Source organism: Brevundimonas sp., from assembly GCF_016742135.1.
Lineage (GTDB): Bacteria > Pseudomonadota > Alphaproteobacteria > Caulobacterales > Caulobacteraceae > Brevundimonas.
This window is the reverse complement of the sequence record NZ_JACVCG010000005.1, coordinates 65,505-81,428: the sequence shown is the minus strand read 5'-3', so window position 1 is coordinate 81,428 and position 15,924 is coordinate 65,505. Positions and strand designations below refer to the sequence as shown.

Annotated in this window: 17 protein-coding genes; 8 read left to right on the top strand and 9 right to left on the bottom strand. The window is 67.6% G+C overall.

Annotated features, from left to right (window positions below; translation table 11 throughout):
* The first annotated feature begins 57 nt into the window (after positions 1–57).
* Positions 58–1,260: a hypothetical protein gene (locus IBJ06_RS11345; RefSeq protein ID WP_292160378.1), complete on the top strand. Its 1,203-nt coding sequence runs from the start codon at positions 58–60 to the stop codon at positions 1,258–1,260.
* Here the strand turns inward: IBJ06_RS11345 and IBJ06_RS11340 are convergent.
* The 3 genes from IBJ06_RS11340 to IBJ06_RS11330 are packed head-to-tail and all read right to left on the bottom strand — an operon-like array spanning position 1,232 to position 3,992.
* The gene (locus IBJ06_RS11340) at positions 1,232–2,167 is read right to left on the bottom strand and encodes a pirin family protein (protein ID WP_292160376.1); all 936 of its coding nucleotides are present in this window, start codon (positions 2,165–2,167) and stop codon (positions 1,232–1,234) included. The two genes, IBJ06_RS11345 and IBJ06_RS11340, sit on opposite strands and share 29 nt — an antisense overlap.
* Entirely contained in the window at positions 2,164–3,456 is a 1,293-nt protein-coding gene (locus IBJ06_RS11335; protein ID WP_292160375.1) for a hypothetical protein, read from the bottom strand. Before IBJ06_RS11335 ends, IBJ06_RS11340 begins: the two co-directional genes overlap by 4 nt.
* Positions 3,457–3,503: 47 nt before the next feature.
* A complete protein-coding gene (locus IBJ06_RS11330) occupies positions 3,504–3,992 on the bottom strand; it encodes an Lrp/AsnC family transcriptional regulator (RefSeq protein ID WP_292160373.1) in 489 nt (162 codons plus the stop codon).
* Positions 3,993–4,132: 140 nt separating this feature from the next.
* Between IBJ06_RS11330 and IBJ06_RS11325 the strand changes: the two genes are divergently transcribed.
* The 6 genes from IBJ06_RS11325 (at position 4,133) to IBJ06_RS11300 (ending at position 10,574) form a co-directional block, all read left to right on the top strand.
* Positions 4,133–5,368: a thiamine pyrophosphate-dependent enzyme gene (locus IBJ06_RS11325; RefSeq protein ID WP_292160371.1), complete on the top strand. Its 1,236-nt coding sequence runs from the start codon at positions 4,133–4,135 to the stop codon at positions 5,366–5,368.
* Positions 5,369–5,481: 113 nt separating this feature from the next.
* A complete protein-coding gene (locus IBJ06_RS11320) occupies positions 5,482–6,492 on the top strand; it encodes an alpha-ketoacid dehydrogenase subunit beta (protein WP_365812685.1) in 1,011 nt (336 codons plus the stop codon).
* A gap of 2 nt (positions 6,493–6,494) precedes the next feature.
* Positions 6,495–8,168 carry a 2-oxo acid dehydrogenase subunit E2 gene (locus tag IBJ06_RS11315; RefSeq protein ID WP_292160366.1) on the top strand — a complete coding sequence of 558 codons (1,674 nt, stop codon included), beginning with the start codon at positions 6,495–6,497 and terminating at the stop codon, positions 8,166–8,168.
* A gap of 3 nt (positions 8,169–8,171) precedes the next feature.
* The gene (locus IBJ06_RS11310; RefSeq protein ID WP_292160364.1) at positions 8,172–8,639 is read left to right on the top strand and encodes a hypothetical protein; all 468 of its coding nucleotides are present in this window, start codon (positions 8,172–8,174) and stop codon (positions 8,637–8,639) included.
* A complete protein-coding gene (lpdA, locus tag IBJ06_RS11305) occupies positions 8,636–10,033 on the top strand; it encodes a dihydrolipoyl dehydrogenase (RefSeq protein WP_292160362.1) in 1,398 nt (465 codons plus the stop codon). The genes IBJ06_RS11310 and lpdA overlap by 4 nt, the downstream gene beginning before the upstream one ends.
* A gap of 142 nt (positions 10,034–10,175) precedes the next feature.
* Entirely contained in the window at positions 10,176–10,574 is a 399-nt protein-coding gene (locus tag IBJ06_RS11300; RefSeq protein ID WP_292160359.1) for a hypothetical protein, read from the top strand.
* Between the two features lie 63 nt (positions 10,575–10,637).
* On the opposite strand, the gene IBJ06_RS11295 is transcribed toward IBJ06_RS11300, so the two are convergent.
* A complete protein-coding gene (locus IBJ06_RS11295) occupies positions 10,638–11,138 on the bottom strand; it encodes a ferritin-like domain-containing protein (RefSeq protein ID WP_292160357.1) in 501 nt (166 codons plus the stop codon).
* 71 nt (positions 11,139–11,209) lie between these two features.
* Positions 11,210–11,932 carry a Crp/Fnr family transcriptional regulator gene (locus IBJ06_RS11290; protein ID WP_292160355.1) on the bottom strand — a complete coding sequence of 241 codons (723 nt, stop codon included), beginning with the start codon at positions 11,930–11,932 and terminating at the stop codon, positions 11,210–11,212.
* Between the two features lie 130 nt (positions 11,933–12,062).
* Here IBJ06_RS11290 and IBJ06_RS11285 point away from each other — a divergent pair, with 130 nt between their 5' ends.
* Positions 12,063–12,287 (top strand): hypothetical protein, encoded by a 225-nt coding sequence (locus IBJ06_RS11285; protein WP_292160353.1) that lies wholly within the window; start codon positions 12,063–12,065, stop codon positions 12,285–12,287.
* Here the strand turns inward: IBJ06_RS11285 and thrS are convergent.
* From thrS to IBJ06_RS11265, 4 genes are all read right to left on the bottom strand, one after another.
* Positions 12,274–14,199: a threonine--tRNA ligase gene (gene thrS / locus IBJ06_RS11280; protein ID WP_292160351.1), complete on the bottom strand. Its 1,926-nt coding sequence runs from the start codon at positions 14,197–14,199 to the stop codon at positions 12,274–12,276. The two genes, IBJ06_RS11285 and thrS, sit on opposite strands and share 14 nt — an antisense overlap.
* On the bottom strand, positions 14,196–14,474 hold the full coding sequence (yidD, locus tag IBJ06_RS11275) for a membrane protein insertion efficiency factor YidD (RefSeq protein WP_292160349.1): 279 nt from the start codon (positions 14,472–14,474) through the stop codon (positions 14,196–14,198). The genes thrS and yidD overlap by 4 nt, the downstream gene beginning before the upstream one ends.
* Positions 14,475–14,546: 72 nt before the next feature.
* A complete protein-coding gene (locus IBJ06_RS11270) occupies positions 14,547–15,035 on the bottom strand; it encodes an iron-sulfur cluster assembly scaffold protein (RefSeq protein ID WP_292160347.1) in 489 nt (162 codons plus the stop codon).
* Positions 15,036–15,074: 39 nt separating this feature from the next.
* Entirely contained in the window at positions 15,075–15,839 is a 765-nt protein-coding gene (locus IBJ06_RS11265; RefSeq protein WP_292160345.1) for a tetratricopeptide repeat protein, read from the bottom strand.
* Positions 15,840–15,924: the final 85 nt, after the last annotated feature.

Here is a 15,924-nt window from a genome sequence, read left to right as displayed (position 1 = left end):
TGGGCAAGACGGCGCTGCGAGACTGGAGGCCCATTTCTGGAGGTGTGCAAAGCCGCCGTGCCCAGTACCGTGCCCCTGACCCACCTGGGGTCCTCACGTCGGGACCAACTGGACCGTGTGATCGAGGCGGGTCTGGCGACGCAGGGGCGTGTCTTCGCCCTGTCTCTGGAACCGGTACGACAGTCGCTGGGCGAGCGCTGGGACGCCCGGCGGGATTACATCTGGGACGCGGCCGAGCGGACGCTGGAACGACGCCTGCCGCCGCCCGACGTCTTCATGCGGGTCGATGAGGTGACCTTCATCGCGGCCGTCGCCTCGCGGGATTCCTATGAGGGCCAGGTGCTGTGCGCCGATATCCTGCGCGGCCTGCTGTCCTTCTTTCTCGGGCGGAATGCCGACGATGACATGGTGCTGAAGCGGGTGGCATCGCTGGACGGCGGGGCCCTCCAGTGCGTACGCATCGACCCCTTCGCGCCCCGACCCCTGACCCCGGCCCGGGACGCACCCGTGCCGTCGCGCAGTCCGGACGACTGGTCGCCCCCGCTGGCCGGACGGCGGCACAGCGCGTCGATCCTGACCGCGACGGATGAACCTCTGGAGGTCCGGTTCGAGGTCGTGCCCGTATGGCGGCTGGACACCGGGGCCGTCGGCGCCTTTCGCATCGCGCGGGACGTGGCGGCCGCGTCTCCTCTGTCCCCGGCCCAGCTCGAGGCCATCGACCGCGCCACGATCGACGTCCTGACCCCCCTTCTGGAGGAATACCGGCGCGAGGGCGGCATGTTCGCCGTGATCGCCCCCCTGTCCTTCTCGACCCTGGCGGTGGGACGGTCCCGCCTCGCCCTCATATCCCAGTGGGCTTCCGTCGCCGATCTGATGCGACAGGTCGTGATCCTGGAACTCCAGGACGTCGATGCCGGCGTGCCGACCGGCCGCACGGGCGAGACGGCGGCAATGATGGCGCCTTTCTTCCGGGGGCTGATGATCGGGATAGAGGATGTCGCGGGGGCGGTGAAGGCGCTGTCCGAGCACCCCTTCAACGGTGTGGTGGTCGACGGCGAGCGGGCGCGGACCCTGCTGGGACGCCTGATCCGGACCGCCCGGAAGACGACCCGGAATGTGCTGCTGGTCAATGCGCCGACAGGCCCCGACGAGGATGGCCTGAGGCAGGCCGGGGTCACCCACATCGCCAGCCCGCAGGTCGCCGGTTCCCCCGCGCCGGAACCGGACCCTGTCAGACCGGGTGCGTCGGTGCCGGCCTGACGCCCGAGTCCGTCTCGGAGATGGACGGCGTGTCGGGCAGGGGGATGAACTCGTGGTCGTCGTCCTTGGGCAGTTTCATGCGACCCGCCTTCCAGTCGGCCTTGGCCTGGTCCAGCCGCGCCTGGCTTGAGGCCACGAAATTCCACCAGATCAGGCGCTGTCCGACCGGTTCGCCGCCCAGCACCATGACGGTCGAGGGGCGGAGGGCCTTGATGGTCGGCTCGGCCGTGGGGTCCAGCACCACCAGCTGGCCTTCGCCAAAGGTGCGGTCGCCGACCTCGATCTCGCCCCGCACGATATAGAGGGCCCGCTCGCTCATGCCGCCCGCGCCCTTGCCGGGGGGCGGGGCCGTGCGCACGCCCTCGGCCAGCTCCCAATGCACATAGAACAGCGGCGAGGACACCGGCACGGCGGCCTTTGCGCCATAGGCCTCGCCCGCGACCAGCCTGGCATAGAGGCCGGCGTTGTCGTAGGTCGGCTGGTCGTCCTCGCCGTGGTGATGGAAGGCGGGGTCGGTCTCTTCCAGCTCGTCAGGCAGGGCGATCCAGGCCTGCATGCCGTGCATGGGACCGCCGGTCGAACGCTTCAGCGGGTCGGTGCGCTCGGAATGGACGATGCCCTTGCCGGCCGTCATCCAGTTGACCTCGCCCGGGCGAATGGGCTGGCTGTAGCCCAGATTGTCCCGGTGATGGATCTCGCCCTCGAACAGATAGGTCAGGGTCGACAGGCCGATATGGGGGTGGGGGCGCACATTGACGCCCTCGGCCCCCGGCGCGAACTCGGCCGGGCCCATGTGGTCCAGAAAGATGAAGGGGCCCACCATGCGCCGCGCATGGAAGGGCAGGACGCGCCCGACCTCAAACCCGCCGAGGTCCTTCTTGCGGGCCTCAATCACCATTTCGATCATCGGTCGTGCTCCGGGGTCAGGGGCAGTCGGGAAATCTGGGCAGGCGGCAGGTCCGTCTGGCGCGGTGCGCCGTCCTGATCAAACCCATTCCACTGCGAACGGGAGATGAAGACAAGCTGTCCGTCGATCACGATACCCGTGGTCGGCTCCTCGAGAGCCGGCAGATTGGCGGCCAGAACCTCGAGGCGGGCAATCCCGCCGTGGTCCGGGGTCAGCGCCAGCGCCAGGACCCGTTGGGGGGCCACGCCGTTCTGGATGGCGAACAGGCGACGGCCGTCGGTCGCGAGGCCGTCGATGCCGATCAGTGAGGCCTCGGGCGGGGCAGCGAGACGGACGGGCGTCCCGCCGGACAGGGGCACGCGCCACACACCCGAACTGTAGTCCGCCAGGAACAGATGATCCCCCAGCACCACCATGCCCTGGGGTGAACCGAACACGCCGGTGACGAACGGCTGGAGCCGACCGTCGGGAGCGTCGAGCCGGTAGAGGTCGCCGCCCGTGCCGTCCGCGACATAGACCTCTCCCGCCGGGCCGACGGTCAGGTCTCCCAAGCCATGATCGCGACCGTCCGACGGCACCTCATGGACCTGCACCACACGCCCGGTGGCCAGATCGATCTGCAACAGGGCGGTGGCGGGCGCCTTGTGCGACCGTCCGTGGACGGCAGGGGGGAGGGGGGCAGTCGTGGCCCACAGGATGCCGCGCGCCTCGTCCAGCGCCAGACCGACGACGCCGGAGACGGCCGGGTGGGGCTGCAGCCAGGGGCTGACGGTGCCGTCATCGGCGACCGAGACAATCGTCCGGCCCGCGATCTGGGAGACCAGCCAGCGGTGGCCTGCAGCATCCCGCACGAGGCTTTCGGCGAGCACCGGACCGTGCAGGTCGAACAGGGGGACCAGCGCGCCCTCGCCGACGGGCTGGCGGTTTTCGTCGATCAGACCGGCGATGACAGCGGCCCCGGCGGCATGGTCGGGCCGGGCGCCGAGATCGGCAAAGGCGGTGTCGGCCTCGACGTTGAACACCAGCCCCGCGGCCCCGTAGCGGCCATAGTGGATCAGGGCCCCCGCTGGATCATCCATGGCCATGGCCAGACGCGCGCGCAGGATCATCAGGCCGGGATGATTGGGAATACGTTCGTCGGCTTCGGCCAGTCGGGCGGACGCCGTGACCAGATCCTCGGCGCGGGCGGCCTCCAGCCCCTCGGCGCGCAGGCGGCGAAAGGCCGCGACGTCGCCCTCGGGGTCCTGGGCCATCGCCATGAACGACCCGAACAGGACAAGGGCCGACACCAGCCCCCCGACCCCCCTTCGTATCAAGTCGCCCCCCATGGCACCGCCTAACTCACGTGCGGGCTGACGATGCCGAGCGGCAGGGCGGTGACGTTCTTGACCCCGCGCGTGACGATGTGGCTTTCGCAATCCGAGACGATGCCCAGCGCCAGCAGTTTCTCACGCAAGAATTTATCGAAGGCATGCATGTCGGAGGTCACGATCCGCAGCACATAGTCCTCACGTCCCGTGATGGTCGCGCACTGAACGACTTCGGGCCAGTCGCTGACCGCGGCCTCGAAGATTTCCAGATTCTGGGTCGACGGCAGGTTCAGCTTGACGATGGCATAGACTTCAAAGTCGAGGCCCAGCTTTTCGGCATCCAGCAGGGTGACCCGCTTGCGGATATAGCCGGTATCCTCCAGTCTCTTGATGCGCCGCCAGCAAGGTGAGGCCGACAGGCCCACCTTTTCGGCCACGTCGGCAACCGAAAGCCCAGCATCGTGTTGCAGGATGTCGAGGATGCGGGCGTCGATCGCGTCCAGTTCTTCTGCCAATGCATTCCTCCTGATGTATTTTCGGCGCAATAAAATACCTTGATTAGGGGGAATGCAAGGTCGGATTTGAGCGAGCATTGGACGGTTGACCGTGCTAGATCGCGGGTGAGGAAACGCTGACGGATCAACGGACGGCAAACATGACGAAAAAGAACACCCGGCCCCTGTCGCTGCGGGTGCCCGAGCCCTCGGGCCGACCGGGGGATGCCCCCGATTTCAGCCATCTGAAACTGGACGCGCCGGGTGCGGTGGCGCGTCCGGACGCGCTCGCCGATCCCCACGAGATGCGCGACATCGCCTTTCGGCTGGTCCGGGTGCTGGACGATGAAGGCAGGGCTGTCGGTCCGTGGGATCCGAAGCTGGATCCCGAGACCCTGCGCAACGGCCTGAAGGCCATGATCCTGACCCGCGCGTTCGACGACCGGATGCACCGCGCCCACCGCCAGGGCAAGACCAGCTTCTACATGAAGTGCACGGGCGAAGAGGCCATAGCCGTGGCCCAGGGCATGATCCTGCCGCGCGAGGACATGGGCTTTCCCACCTATCGCCAGCAGGGTCTGTTGATCGCGCGGGGCTATCCGCTGGTCGACATGATGAACCAGATCTATTCGAACGCGTCGGACCCCATCAAGGGCCGCCAGCTGCCGATCATGTACTCCAGCCGCGACTATGGCTTCTTCACCATCAGCGGCAATCTGGGCACCCAGGTGCCGCAGGCCGTCGGCTGGGCCATGGCCTCGGCCTACAAGGGTGACGACAAGATCGCCATCAGCTGGATCGGTGACGGCGCGACGGCCGAGGGTGACTTCCACAACGCCCTGACCTTTGCCGCCGTCTATCGCGCGCCGGTGATCCTCAACATCGTCAACAACCAGTGGGCCATCAGCTCCTTCCAGGGCATAGCCGGGGGGCTGGAGACCACCTTTGCCTCCAAGGCGATCGGCTATGGCCTGCCGGCGCTGCGCGTCGACGGCAATGACTTCCTGGCGGTCTGGGCCGCGACCCAGTGGGCCGAGGAGCGGGCGCGCGCCAACAGGGGTGCGACGGTGATCGAACTGTTCACCTATCGCGGGGCGCCGCACTCGACCTCGGACGACCCCAGCCGCTATCGCCCCGGCGACGAGCATGAGAAATGGCCGCTGGGCGATCCGATCGCCCGCCTGAAACAGCACCTGATCGCGCTCGGCGAATGGTCGGACGAACAGCAGGAAGCCGCCGAGAAGGACGCGGTCGAACAGGTCCGCGCGGCGGGCAAGGAGTCCGAGGCCATCGGCACGCTCGGCCAGTCGCGGCCCAGCGTGAAGACCATGTTCGAGGATGTGTTCGCGACCGAGGACTGGCGTCTGGTCGAACAGCGCCGCGAAGTGGGGGTCTGATCATGAGCCAGCAAACCTTCACCGAAGCCGACCGCACCGACGGCCTTGAGCCCGACGGCGACACCGTGGGCGCGCCCGCGCCCACGACCGACGCGCGCGCGGCCATCCAGCCGATGAACATGATCCAGGCGCTGAATTCGGCGCTGGATGCCAAGATGGCCGAGGACCCGAATGTGCTCTCGTTCGGCGAGGACGCGGGCTATTTCGGCGGCGTCTTCCGCGTCACCGACAAGCTGCAGGAAAAGCACGGCCTGACGCGCAGCTTCGATGCCCCCATCAGCGAATGCGGCATCGTCGCCACCGCCATCGGCATGGGGGCCTATGGCCTGCGCCCGGTCGTCGAGATCCAGTTCGCCGACTACATCTATCCGGCCTACGACCAGATCGTCTCGGAGGCGGCCAAGCTGCGCTATCGCTCGGCCGGCATGTTCACCAGCCCGATCACGGTGCGCTCGCCCTATGGCGGGGGCATCTTCGGCGGCCAGACCCACAGCCAGAGCCCCGAGAGCCTGTTCACCCACATCGCCGGCCTCAAGGTCGTGGTGCCCAGCAACCCCTATGACGCCAAGGGCCTGCTGACCGCCTGTATCGAGGATGACGATCCGACCATCTTCTTCGAGCCCAAACGCCTCTACAACGGCCCGTTCGACGGCTGGCACGAAAAGCCGGTTTCGCCCTGGAAGGCCCAGGAGCTGGCCCAGGTGCCGACCGGGAAATACACGGTGCCGCTGGGCAAGGCGCGCATCATGAAGGAAGGCGCCGACGTCACCATCCTGGCCTGGGGCACCATGGTCTGGGTGTCGCTGGCCGGAGCCGAGCACGCGGGTGTCGACGCCGAGGTGATCGACCTGCGCTCGCTGGTGCCGCTCGACATCGAGGCCATTGAGGCCTCGGTCAAAAAGATCGGCCGCTGCGTGATTGTGCATGAGGCGCCCAAAACCTCCGGGTACGGAGCAGAGCTGTCGGCCCTGGTTCAGGAGCGCTGCTTCTATCACCTCGAGGCGCCGATCGCGCGGGTCTGCGGCTGGGATACCCCCTATCCGCACGCCTTTGAGTGGGAATATTTCCCCGGCCCCGAACGGGTAGCCGAGGCCCTGAAATCGACCATGAACGGAGGGCGCTGAGCATGGGACGCTATGTGTTCAAACTGCCCGACGTGGGCGAAGGCACTGCCGAGGCGGAACTGGTCGGCTGGCACGTCAAGGTCGGCGACCGCGTCGAGGAGGACCAGATCCTCGCCGACATCATGACCGACAAGGCGACGGTCGAGCTGACCAGCCCCGTTGCCGGTACGGTGACCGCCGCCCACGGCGAACCGGGCCAGCAGCTGGCGGTCGGCTCGCCGCTGGTGGAGTTCGAGGTCGAGGGTGCGGGGAATGCGGCGGCGACAGTGGCTGCTCCGGCGCCGGCCAAGGCCCCGACGGCCCCCGAGCCCAAGGCCGAAGCGCCAAAGGACGAGGCCGCGCCCGCCGCTGCGGCGGTGAGCGGCGCCAACTATGTCTTCAAACTGCCGGACGTGGGCGAGGGCACGGCAGAGGCCGAGCTGGCCGGCTGGCACATCAAGGTCGGCGACGCGGTTGAGGAAGACCAGATCATCGCCGACATCATGACCGACAAGGCGACCGTCGAGCTGACCAGCCCGGTCGCCGGCACAGTGGTCGCCCTGCACGGCGAACCGGGCCAGCAGCTGGCGGTCGGTGGGCCGCTGGTGTCGTTCAGTGTTGAGGGCAAGGGGAATGTGGCGGCGGCGGTGCCTGCTTCCGCCCCCTCCACCGCGCAAGCGCGGTCCCCCTCCCCCGTAGAGAACGGGGGAGGATACAAACCTGCCGCCTCAGCTCCTCCCCCGCGCGCGGGGGAGGGGGACCCCGCGAAGCGGGGGGGAGGGGGCGAAGTTCCCCGCACCCTGTCCGCCCGCAACGAACGCCCCCTGGCCTCCCCTGCCGTGCGCCAGCGGGCGCGTGATCTCGGCGTCGAACTGCAGTTCGTGCCCGGCTCCGGCCCGGCCGGACGCATCGAGCATGGCGATCTGGACACCTATGTCGCCTCGGGCAGCCACGGATCGTCCGTCTCCGGATCATCGGCCTCGACCTATGCGCGGGCCGAGGGCACGACCGAGACCCGCATCATCGGCCTGCGCCGCAAGATCGCGGAGAAGATGGCCGAGAGCGTGCGCCGCATCCCGCACATCACCTATGTCGAGGAAATCGACATGACGGCGGTCGAGGAGCTGCGCGCCCATCTGAACGCCACCCGGGCCAAGGACCAGCCCAAGCTGAACGTCCTGCCCTTCATCGCCCGCGCGATCGTGGTGGCCCTGCGCGACCAGCCGACCATCAACAGCTGGTATGACGACGAGGGCGGGGTGCTGACGACGCACAACGCCGTCCATCTGGGCATCGCCGCCCAGACGCCGAACGGCCTGATGGTGCCGGTGGTCCGTCACGCCGAGGCGCGCGATCCCTATGACACGGCCGAGGAAATCGCCCGCGTCTCGGGCGCGGCCAAGGACGGCAAGGCGACGCGCGACGAACTGTCGGGCTCGACCATCACCATCACCTCGCTGGGCACGCTGGGCGGGGTGGTTCACACCCCGATCATCAACCACCCCGAGGTCGCCATCGTCGGCCCCAACAAGATCGCCGAGCGCGTCGTGGTCCGGGACGGCCAGATGGTCGTGCGCAAGATGATGAACCTGTCCTCCAGCTTCGATCACCGCATCGTCGACGGCCACGACGCGGCCGTCTTCGTGCAGCGTATCAAGGGCCTGCTGGAACACCCGGCGACGCTGTGGATGGGGTGAGGCATGGCGCGTTGGATCACCCCTCTGGCCATGGCGCTCAGCCTGTCCTTGACGGCGGGCTTCAACGCTTTCGCCTGTAGTCCACCGCCGCCTGCCGATTGGGAAGGCTGGATTGCAGACGGCACAACAGACATCTTCGTCGGCCGCGTGACGTCCCTGACGCCGCTTCCCGATGCCGAGGTCCACGGCATACCCCTCAGACAGGCCCGTCTGCGCATCACCCGTCTGTCCTCGTACGAGGACCGCACGGGCCCGGCGGTGATAGACGCGACGATCGTTCTCGAGGTGCCGGACCCAGCCCGCGAGGCGGATGCCCATGCGCTCTGTCTCTATCCCGCGCCGTACCGCGCAGGGGACGTTCTGCTGGTCATTCAGCAGCCCGGAGACATCCCTCGCCTGTTCAGTCGGGCGTGGGTCGGTGAGTCGCGTTTCACGCCGTTGTTCCAGGCCAGTCAGGACATCGATCAATGACCCAGACCCTCAAAACCAAAGTCCTGATCATCGGTGCCGGCACCGGCGGCTATGTGGCCGGGATCCGCTGTGGCCAGCTGGGTCTCGACACCATTCTGGTGGATGGCGGCGATGGCCTCGGCGGCACCTGCCTGAACGTCGGCTGTATTCCGTCCAAGGCGATCATCCATGCGGCCTCGAAATTCGAGACGGTGGCCAGGGCGGCGGACGGTGGCACGCTGGGCATTACGGCGTCGAAGCCGGCCATCGATCTTGCGGCCACCGTCGCCTGGAAGGACGGCATTGTCCGTAAGCTGAACGGCGGGGTCGCGGCCCTGCTGAAGAAGGCGAAGGTCAAGGTCATCAACGGCTGGGCCGAGTTCTCGGATGCCAAGACCTGCACCGTCAAAACCGATGACGGCGACATCGCCATCACCGCCGAACATGTCATCCTGGCCACCGGGTCCGAGCCGGTCGAACTGCCCTTCCTGCCGTTTGGCGGCGATGTGATTTCCTCGACCGAGGCGCTGGCGCTGGACAAGGTGCCGAACAGGCTGGTCGTGGTCGGCGGCGGCTATATCGGGCTGGAGCTGGGCATTGCCTATCGCAAGCTGGGGGCTGAGGTGGCCATCGTCGAAATGGCCGACCGCCTGCTGCCGCTCTATGACAAGGCCCTGACCGATCCGGTCGCCAAATGGCTGGAGAAGCACGGCGTCGAACTGCATCTGGGCGCGAAGGCCGGGTCGTTCGAGAAGGGCGCCCTGAACGTCACCGACAAGGACGGTAAGGCGCTGACGCTCAAGGCCGACAAGGTGCTGGTCACCGTCGGTCGCCGCCCGCGCACGAAGGGCTGGGGTCTGGAAAACATGGGCGTGGCCATGGCCGGTCCGTTCGTGAAGATCGACGACCGCTGCGCCACCTCGATGCGCAATGTCTGGGCCGTCGGCGACCTGACCGGCGAGCCCATGCTGGCGCACAAGGGCTCGGCCCAGGGCGAGGTCGTGGCCGAAATCATTGCGGGTCATGACAAGCGTTTCGACCCTGTGACCATTGCGGCGGTGTGCTTTACCGAGCCGGAGATTGTCTCGGCCGGGCTGGGTCCGCAGGAGGTCGAGGGCCGCGATGACGTCATCACCTCGGTCTTCCCCTTCATGGCCATCGGTCGGGCGCTGGCCATCGAGGCGGGCGACGACGGCGGCTTTGTCCGCGTGATCGCGTCAAAGACAGACCACCGGATTCTGGGCATCCAGGCCGTCGGCCAGCATGTGTCGGAGCTGTCGAACAGCTTTGCCCAGATGATGGAAATGGGCGCGGTACTGGAAGACGTCGCCGGAACCATCCACGTCCACCCGACGCTGGGCGAGGCCTTCCACGAGGCGTCCCTGCGCGCGCTGGGGCATGCGATACATATTTAAGTAGAGGCGCTACCGCTCGCCGCGCGGCGGCTCGCTGCTTGAGCTCATAGTCTGCGATTTGAGGGTGGGCATTACCGCGCTTTCACTTGAGTGGGGCGTGAGGCTGCCGCATCGTGGGGGTCACCCCATATGGAGGATACCCATGCGACTTTCCCTGATGATGGCGACGCTGGTCGCCGGTGTGGCCCTTGCCGGCGCCGCGAATGCCCAGGACGCCCACGCCGGGCATGAAGCCCATGCGCCGCAGGGCCAGTACAGCGCCTCGCTGACACGGCTGATCACCTCGGCCGCAGACGGGGAATGCCCGGCGGACCTGATGGCCGCCGACCTGCAGGCAGCCTGCAACGAGCAGATCGCCGCGATCGGGCCGGCCCTGCAATCGCTGGGTCCGATCCGCGACATGGCTTTTGTCAGCGCCGAGGGCGAGGGCGAGGCCCGCGTCGAGACCTATGAAGTCTTCTTCGAGAGCGGCCAGATGCTGACCTGGGGCATCGGCGGCTATGCCGACGGCAAGTTCAACGTGGCCTTCGTCAGCGGCTGAGGCCGGAGATGGAAACGGAGCCGGTCCTGACGACCGGCCCCGATCCTTACTTCAAGCGGGACGTTACGCCGCGTCCTTCAGCGCCGCATCATTGATGCTGGCATCGGCGATGGTCGTGAGGTCCTCGTCGGTCTGCGATTCTTCCTGCAGGGTTTCGTCCAGCAGCTTGACCGCCTCATCGAGGCCCAGCACCTGGGCCCAGCGCTTCAGCGTGCCGTAGCGCGTGATCTCATAGTGTTCGACGGCCTGGGCGGCGGCCAGCAGGCCGGCATCCAGTGCGGGATTGTCCTTGTACTCCTCGGCGATCTCGTCGCCCTCGGCCAGGATGCCGTTGATGGCGTCGCAGGTCTTGCCGCGCGGGGTCTTGTCGATGATCTCGAACACGCGCTCCAGACGCTCGATCTGGCCCTCGGTCTGGGTTTCGTGCTTTTCGAAGGCTGCCTTCAGCTCTTCGGACTGGGCCGCCCGCTTCATCTTCGGCAGGGATTTCAGGATCTTGCGCTCGGCATAATAGATGTCGCGCAGGGTGTCGTGGAACAGGGTGTTCAGGGTCTTCTCGGCCATGATGTCCTCCTTGGGGTGAGACTATGAAGAACAGGGACCGGAGGCCATGGTTCCTGTGTCGGCTGGGCGACTCACGGAGCGTCTGTGCTGCCCAGAAATTCGTCGAAGCGGGGTCGCAGCATCCGGTAACAGTCGCACGCCTCGGCCTCGAGCCCCTCGCGATCCGTGATGCGGATGATGCCACGCCCATAGGCGATCCGCTTGCGTCGCCTGAGGCGCGAGGCGACCTCGCTGACCGTGGTGCGCCGGGCTCCGATCAGCAGGCCCAACTCCTCCTGACGGAAGATCAGGGCGTCATGGGGGGACAGGTCGCTGGCCGTCAGAATCCACCGCGCCATGCGCGCCTCGACCGTATGGAGCGCGATACAGGCCGCCGTCAGCGCCGCCTGGGCCTGATAGAGGTCGGTGAGCAGCAGCAGGCGCTGCATCAGGCGCGGGCGCTCCAGCGACAAGGCGCGCAGGGCCGGGGCGCTGGCCACCCAGGCAGACCCGGTAGCCCGGCAGACGATTTCCCACGCACACGGACGATCGGCCATGAAGGGTGCCAGACCGGTCAGGCCCTCATGGCCCACGACCGCCGTCTCAAGGGTCCGACCGTCCGGATAGCGGATCAGATTGGCGAACTGGGCGTCGATCGGAAAGTGAACCTTGGTCACCGGTGCGCCCTGTTCCACGACGGTGTGGTCGGCGGTCACCGTCGTCCGCCGCAGCAGGGGTCGGAGCGCGCGGGCGTCGTCCGGCTCCAGGCTGGAGATGAAGCGGTTGTCGGGCACAGGAGGGGCAGACTGTGGCATGACACGGCAACGCTCAGACCGGCGGCGGGATGCCTGTGGTGGGAGGCTGCGTCGCGTGAGCCTGTGTCGGGTGGCAGGCGTAGCGGTACCACCTGGCGTGGTAGGACCCTTCCCCTGACAGGGGAAAACCGTGAAGACCTATTTCTGCTTCATCGAAAGCGATGTCATGGGCACGCCCCATGTCGAGCCGCTGATGGCCCAGACGGACGCCGAGGCGCTGGCCGAAGCCGCCGCCCTGCTGCGCACGCACGCCAGCGGCATCGCCGCCCATGTGCTGTGCGGCGAGGACCGGATCGGCACCGTGCGGCCGCCGACCCGACCGGACGCCGAGCCCGACGAGACTATCCCCGTTTGAGGTCCGGCGGGGTGGCTTCTTCGGAAAGGATGCGGATCGCCTCCTCGACCGTGACGATCTCCTGGGCCTGGGAGCCGAGGCGGCGGAGGGCGACCTTGCCCTCCTCGGCCTCCTTCTTGCCGACCACGGCGATGACCGGAACCTTGGCGACGGAGTGTTCGCGCACCTTGTATCCGACCTTCTCGTTGCGCAGGTCGGTCTCGACGCGCAAGCCGGCGGCCTTGAACCTGGCGGCCACCTGTTTCGCATAGTCGTCGGCGTCCGAGACGATGGTCGCGACCACGGCCTGGACCGGTGCCAGCCACAGGGGGAAGGCCCCGGCATAGTTCTCGATCATGATGCCGATGAATCGCTCGAACGAGCCCAGGATGGCCCGGTGCAGCATGACCGGGCGGTGCTTGGCCCCATCCTCACCGACATACTCCGCGCCCAGACGCTCCGGCAGCACATAGTCCAGCTGGATGGTGCCGCAGGTCCACTCGCGGCCGATGGCATCCTTGACGACAAAGTCCAGCTTCGGCGCATAGAAGGCGCCGTCGCCCTCGGTCACGATCGGCTCGGTGCCCGCCGCGCGCGCGGCCTCCGCCATCTGCGCCTCGGCCTTGTCCCAGAACTCGTCCGTACCCGCACGAATCTCGGGCCGGGTGCCCAGGCTGATATAGGCGGTCTCCATGCCGAGGTCGGCGTGGACGCTGCGCGCCAGGTCGATGAAACGGGCCGTCTCCTCGACGATCTGGTCCTCGCGGCAGAAGATGTGGGCATCGTCCTGGACGAAGCCCCGTACCCGCATCAACCCATGCAGGGCGCCCGACGGCTCATAGCGGTGGCAGGCCCCGAACTCGGCCATGCGCAGCGGCAGCTCGCGGTAGGACCGGAGGCCCTGATCAAAGATCTGCACGTGGCCGGGACAGTTCATGGGTTTGAGGCTGAGCTCCTCGCCCTCGACCGTCTCGCAGACGAACATATTGGGCCGGTATTTGTCCCAGTGCCCCGAAGCCTCCCAGAATTTGCGGTCCAGCACCTGGGGCGTCTTGACCTCGACATAGCCGGCGGCGCTCAGCCTCCGGCGCATATAGGCCTCGATCACCTGCCACAGCACCCAGCCCTTGGGATGCCAGAAGACCATGCCCCGGCCCTCTTCCTGCATGTGGAAGAGCTCCATGGCGCGGCCCAGCTTGCGGTGATCGCGCTTTTCGGCCTCTTCCAGACGCTTCAGATGGGCGTCCAGATCTTCCCTGGTGGCCCAGGCGGTCGCGTAGATGCGCTGCAGCTGCGGATTGCGGTGGTCGCCCCGCCAGTAGGCCCCGGCCAGCTTGGTCAGCTTGAAGGCCTTGCCGACGAACTTCGTCGAGGGGAAGTGGGGGCCGCGGCACAGGTCCAGCCACTTGCCCGTGCGATAGACGGTAATGACCTCATTCTCGGGCAGGTCGCGGATCAGCTCGGCCTTGAAGCGCTCGCCGATGCTGTCGAAATAGATGATGGCCTCGTCGCGGTCCCAGACCTCGCGGACCAGTTTCTCGTCGCGGTCGACGATCTCGGCCATGCGTTTTTCGATGGCGGCGAAGTCGTCGGTCGAGAAGGGCTCTTCACGATGAAAATCGTAATAGAATCCGTCGTCAATGGCCGGACCTATGGTCACCTGAGTGCCGGGGAACAGCTCCTGCACGGCCTGGGCCAGCACATGGGCGGCATCGTGCCGGATGGTTTCCAGCGCCGCCGGGTCCTCGCGCATGATCAGGCGGAAGTCGCCACCGGTCTCGAGCGGTCGGTCGAGGTCGCGCTGCTCACCGTTGATCTCGACCAGGGCGGCCTTTTTGGCGAGCGACGGCGAGATGGAGGCCGCCACCTGCCGGCCCGTCGTCGAGGACGGAAACTGGCGGACGGCACCGTCGGGGAATTTCAGGTCGATCATCTGTCTGTCTTCGTTGTCTGGGTCGCGGGAGGGGAGGGCTCCCGCGCCGGAACCGGGTCATAGCCCGAGCTTCCGAAAGGATGGCATTTGCACAGGCGTCGCACGGTCAGCCAGCCGCCCCGCACCGGCCCGTGGGAGATCAGGGCGTCGCGGGCATAGTCCGAACAGGTCGGCAGGAACCGGCAGGACTGGCCGATCAGGGGCGACAGGGTCAGCTTGTAGCCACGATGGGCCGCGCGGACGCCGCGTTCATAGAGGGTTTCGCCGGATGCCATGTCGCCGCGCTTATCCCCCGCATCGCCCGCCCGGGCAAGCACCGCGGGCAAGGTCGGGGATGGCCGGGCGGATCAGGCCGCTCCGGCGCGGCGAGTTCGCTCGGCTTCGGAAATATCGCGTCGGGCCGAAGCCGTGGCCAGCGCCCTGTCGACGGCATCGACCAGCGCCCCCATGGCCACCTGGGTCGAGGCGTGACGCTGGGGATAGTCGGCGACAGCCTTCAGCACACGCAGGCCCTCGAACCGGCCCGCCGGACCTTCGCCACCGGACGTCAGCATGTCGGCAAGGGCGGCCGCAGCACGGGTGATCTCCTCGGGGGTGGCCCCGATCACCGCCTCGCCGATAACGCCGGCGGCGGCCTGGCCGAGGGCGCAGGCCTTGATGTCCTGGGCGAAGTCGGTCACCCGATCCTGCTCGTCCAGCCTTACATCGACGACGGCCCGTGATCCGCACAGACGGGCTACGCGCTCACCGCTGCCGTCCGGCGATGCCAGCCGGCCGGCGTGCGGCAGATTGGCCGCCAGACCCAGAATCCGGGCGCTGTAGAGATCGTCGATCATGCCGGAAACATAGGCGGGACGAGGGGTCCACAAAAGGGCCTATTGCAGGGACTGCCAGGTGCGGCCGCTCCCGGCCGTGACCGGACCGGCCGCGCGCGCGCGGATCCAGGCCAGGTTCTGATCCGCGACCTCGGGAGGCAGTTCCCGGCGCAATATGGACTCCGCCTCGCCCAGATTGCCGGACAGGCCGAGCACCAGGGCCAGATTCTGCTTCACCTGAAGACCGGCCTGGGGCTGGGCTGCGGCGCGACGCAGCAGGGTCTCGGCCCCCGGAAGGTCGCCGGCCGTCAGGCGCACCATCGCCATGTTCGACAGGATGGCGGGGTTGTCGGGCGACAGCCGCAAGCCCTGGGCCCAGGCCGTCTGGGCATCGGCCTCACGCCGGACCTGCTGATAGGCCACGCCCAGCAGCGACCATGGGCGCCAGTCCCCCGGCGAGAGGTCGCGGGCCTTCTCGAGCGCGGCGATGCCGTAGAAGGCCTGACCCCGGGCGATATGGGCGCGGCCCAGCTCGATCATGGCCTCGGTGTTGTCGGGCTGGACGACCAGCACCTTGTCCGCGGCCTGAACCGCCTGATCGAACTGGCCCAGTTCGCGCAGGGCCTGGGCCAGCCGCACGCCCGCGACGGGATCGGCGGGGTTGATCTCGAACTCTTGCTGCCAGAACAGCGAGCGGCTGAGCGGGTCCATCCGTTCATAGGTGGCGCGTGTTTCGGCCGAGGCCGGCTGGCGCTCCTGCGAAAGCGCGGTGGAGGGCAGCGCCAGGGCGGCGAGCGTGGCGATCAGCAGAAGTGGACGCGACATGGGGCAGTCCCGGAGATAGAGTTTCGGTCACCGTCAGGGTGGGCCGCTTCGGTCAATCCTTCGTTAACCCCACAGAGACCGTGGA

What these genes read in the sequence shown, in the direction of transcription:
- IBJ06_RS11340 (WP_292160376.1), bottom strand. Translation starts at nt 2,167, where the DNA reads ATGATCGAAATGGTGATTGAGGCCCGCAAGAAGGACCTCGGCGGGTTT.
- IBJ06_RS11325 (WP_292160371.1), top strand. Translation starts at nt 4,133, where the DNA reads ATGACGAAAAAGAACACCCGGCCCCTGTCGCTGCGGGTGCCCGAGCCC.
- IBJ06_RS11320 (WP_365812685.1), top strand. Translation starts at nt 5,482, where the DNA reads ATGAACATGATCCAGGCGCTGAATTCGGCGCTGGATGCCAAGATGGCC.
- IBJ06_RS11315 (WP_292160366.1), top strand. Translation starts at nt 6,495, where the DNA reads ATGGGACGCTATGTGTTCAAACTGCCCGACGTGGGCGAAGGCACTGCC.
- IBJ06_RS11310 (WP_292160364.1), top strand. Translation starts at nt 8,172, where the DNA reads ATGGCGCGTTGGATCACCCCTCTGGCCATGGCGCTCAGCCTGTCCTTG.
- lpdA (WP_292160362.1), top strand. Translation starts at nt 8,636, where the DNA reads ATGACCCAGACCCTCAAAACCAAAGTCCTGATCATCGGTGCCGGCACC.
- IBJ06_RS11300 (WP_292160359.1), top strand. Translation starts at nt 10,176, where the DNA reads ATGCGACTTTCCCTGATGATGGCGACGCTGGTCGCCGGTGTGGCCCTT.
- IBJ06_RS11295 (WP_292160357.1), bottom strand. Translation starts at nt 11,138, where the DNA reads ATGGCCGAGAAGACCCTGAACACCCTGTTCCACGACACCCTGCGCGAC.
- IBJ06_RS11290 (WP_292160355.1), bottom strand. Translation starts at nt 11,932, where the DNA reads ATGCCACAGTCTGCCCCTCCTGTGCCCGACAACCGCTTCATCTCCAGC.
- thrS (WP_292160351.1), bottom strand. Translation starts at nt 14,199, where the DNA reads ATGATCGACCTGAAATTCCCCGACGGTGCCGTCCGCCAGTTTCCGTCC.
- yidD (WP_292160349.1), bottom strand. Translation starts at nt 14,474, where the DNA reads ATGGCATCCGGCGAAACCCTCTATGAACGCGGCGTCCGCGCGGCCCAT.
- IBJ06_RS11270 (WP_292160347.1), bottom strand. Translation starts at nt 15,035, where the DNA reads ATGATCGACGATCTCTACAGCGCCCGGATTCTGGGTCTGGCGGCCAAT.
- IBJ06_RS11265 (WP_292160345.1), bottom strand. Translation starts at nt 15,839, where the DNA reads ATGTCGCGTCCACTTCTGCTGATCGCCACGCTCGCCGCCCTGGCGCTG.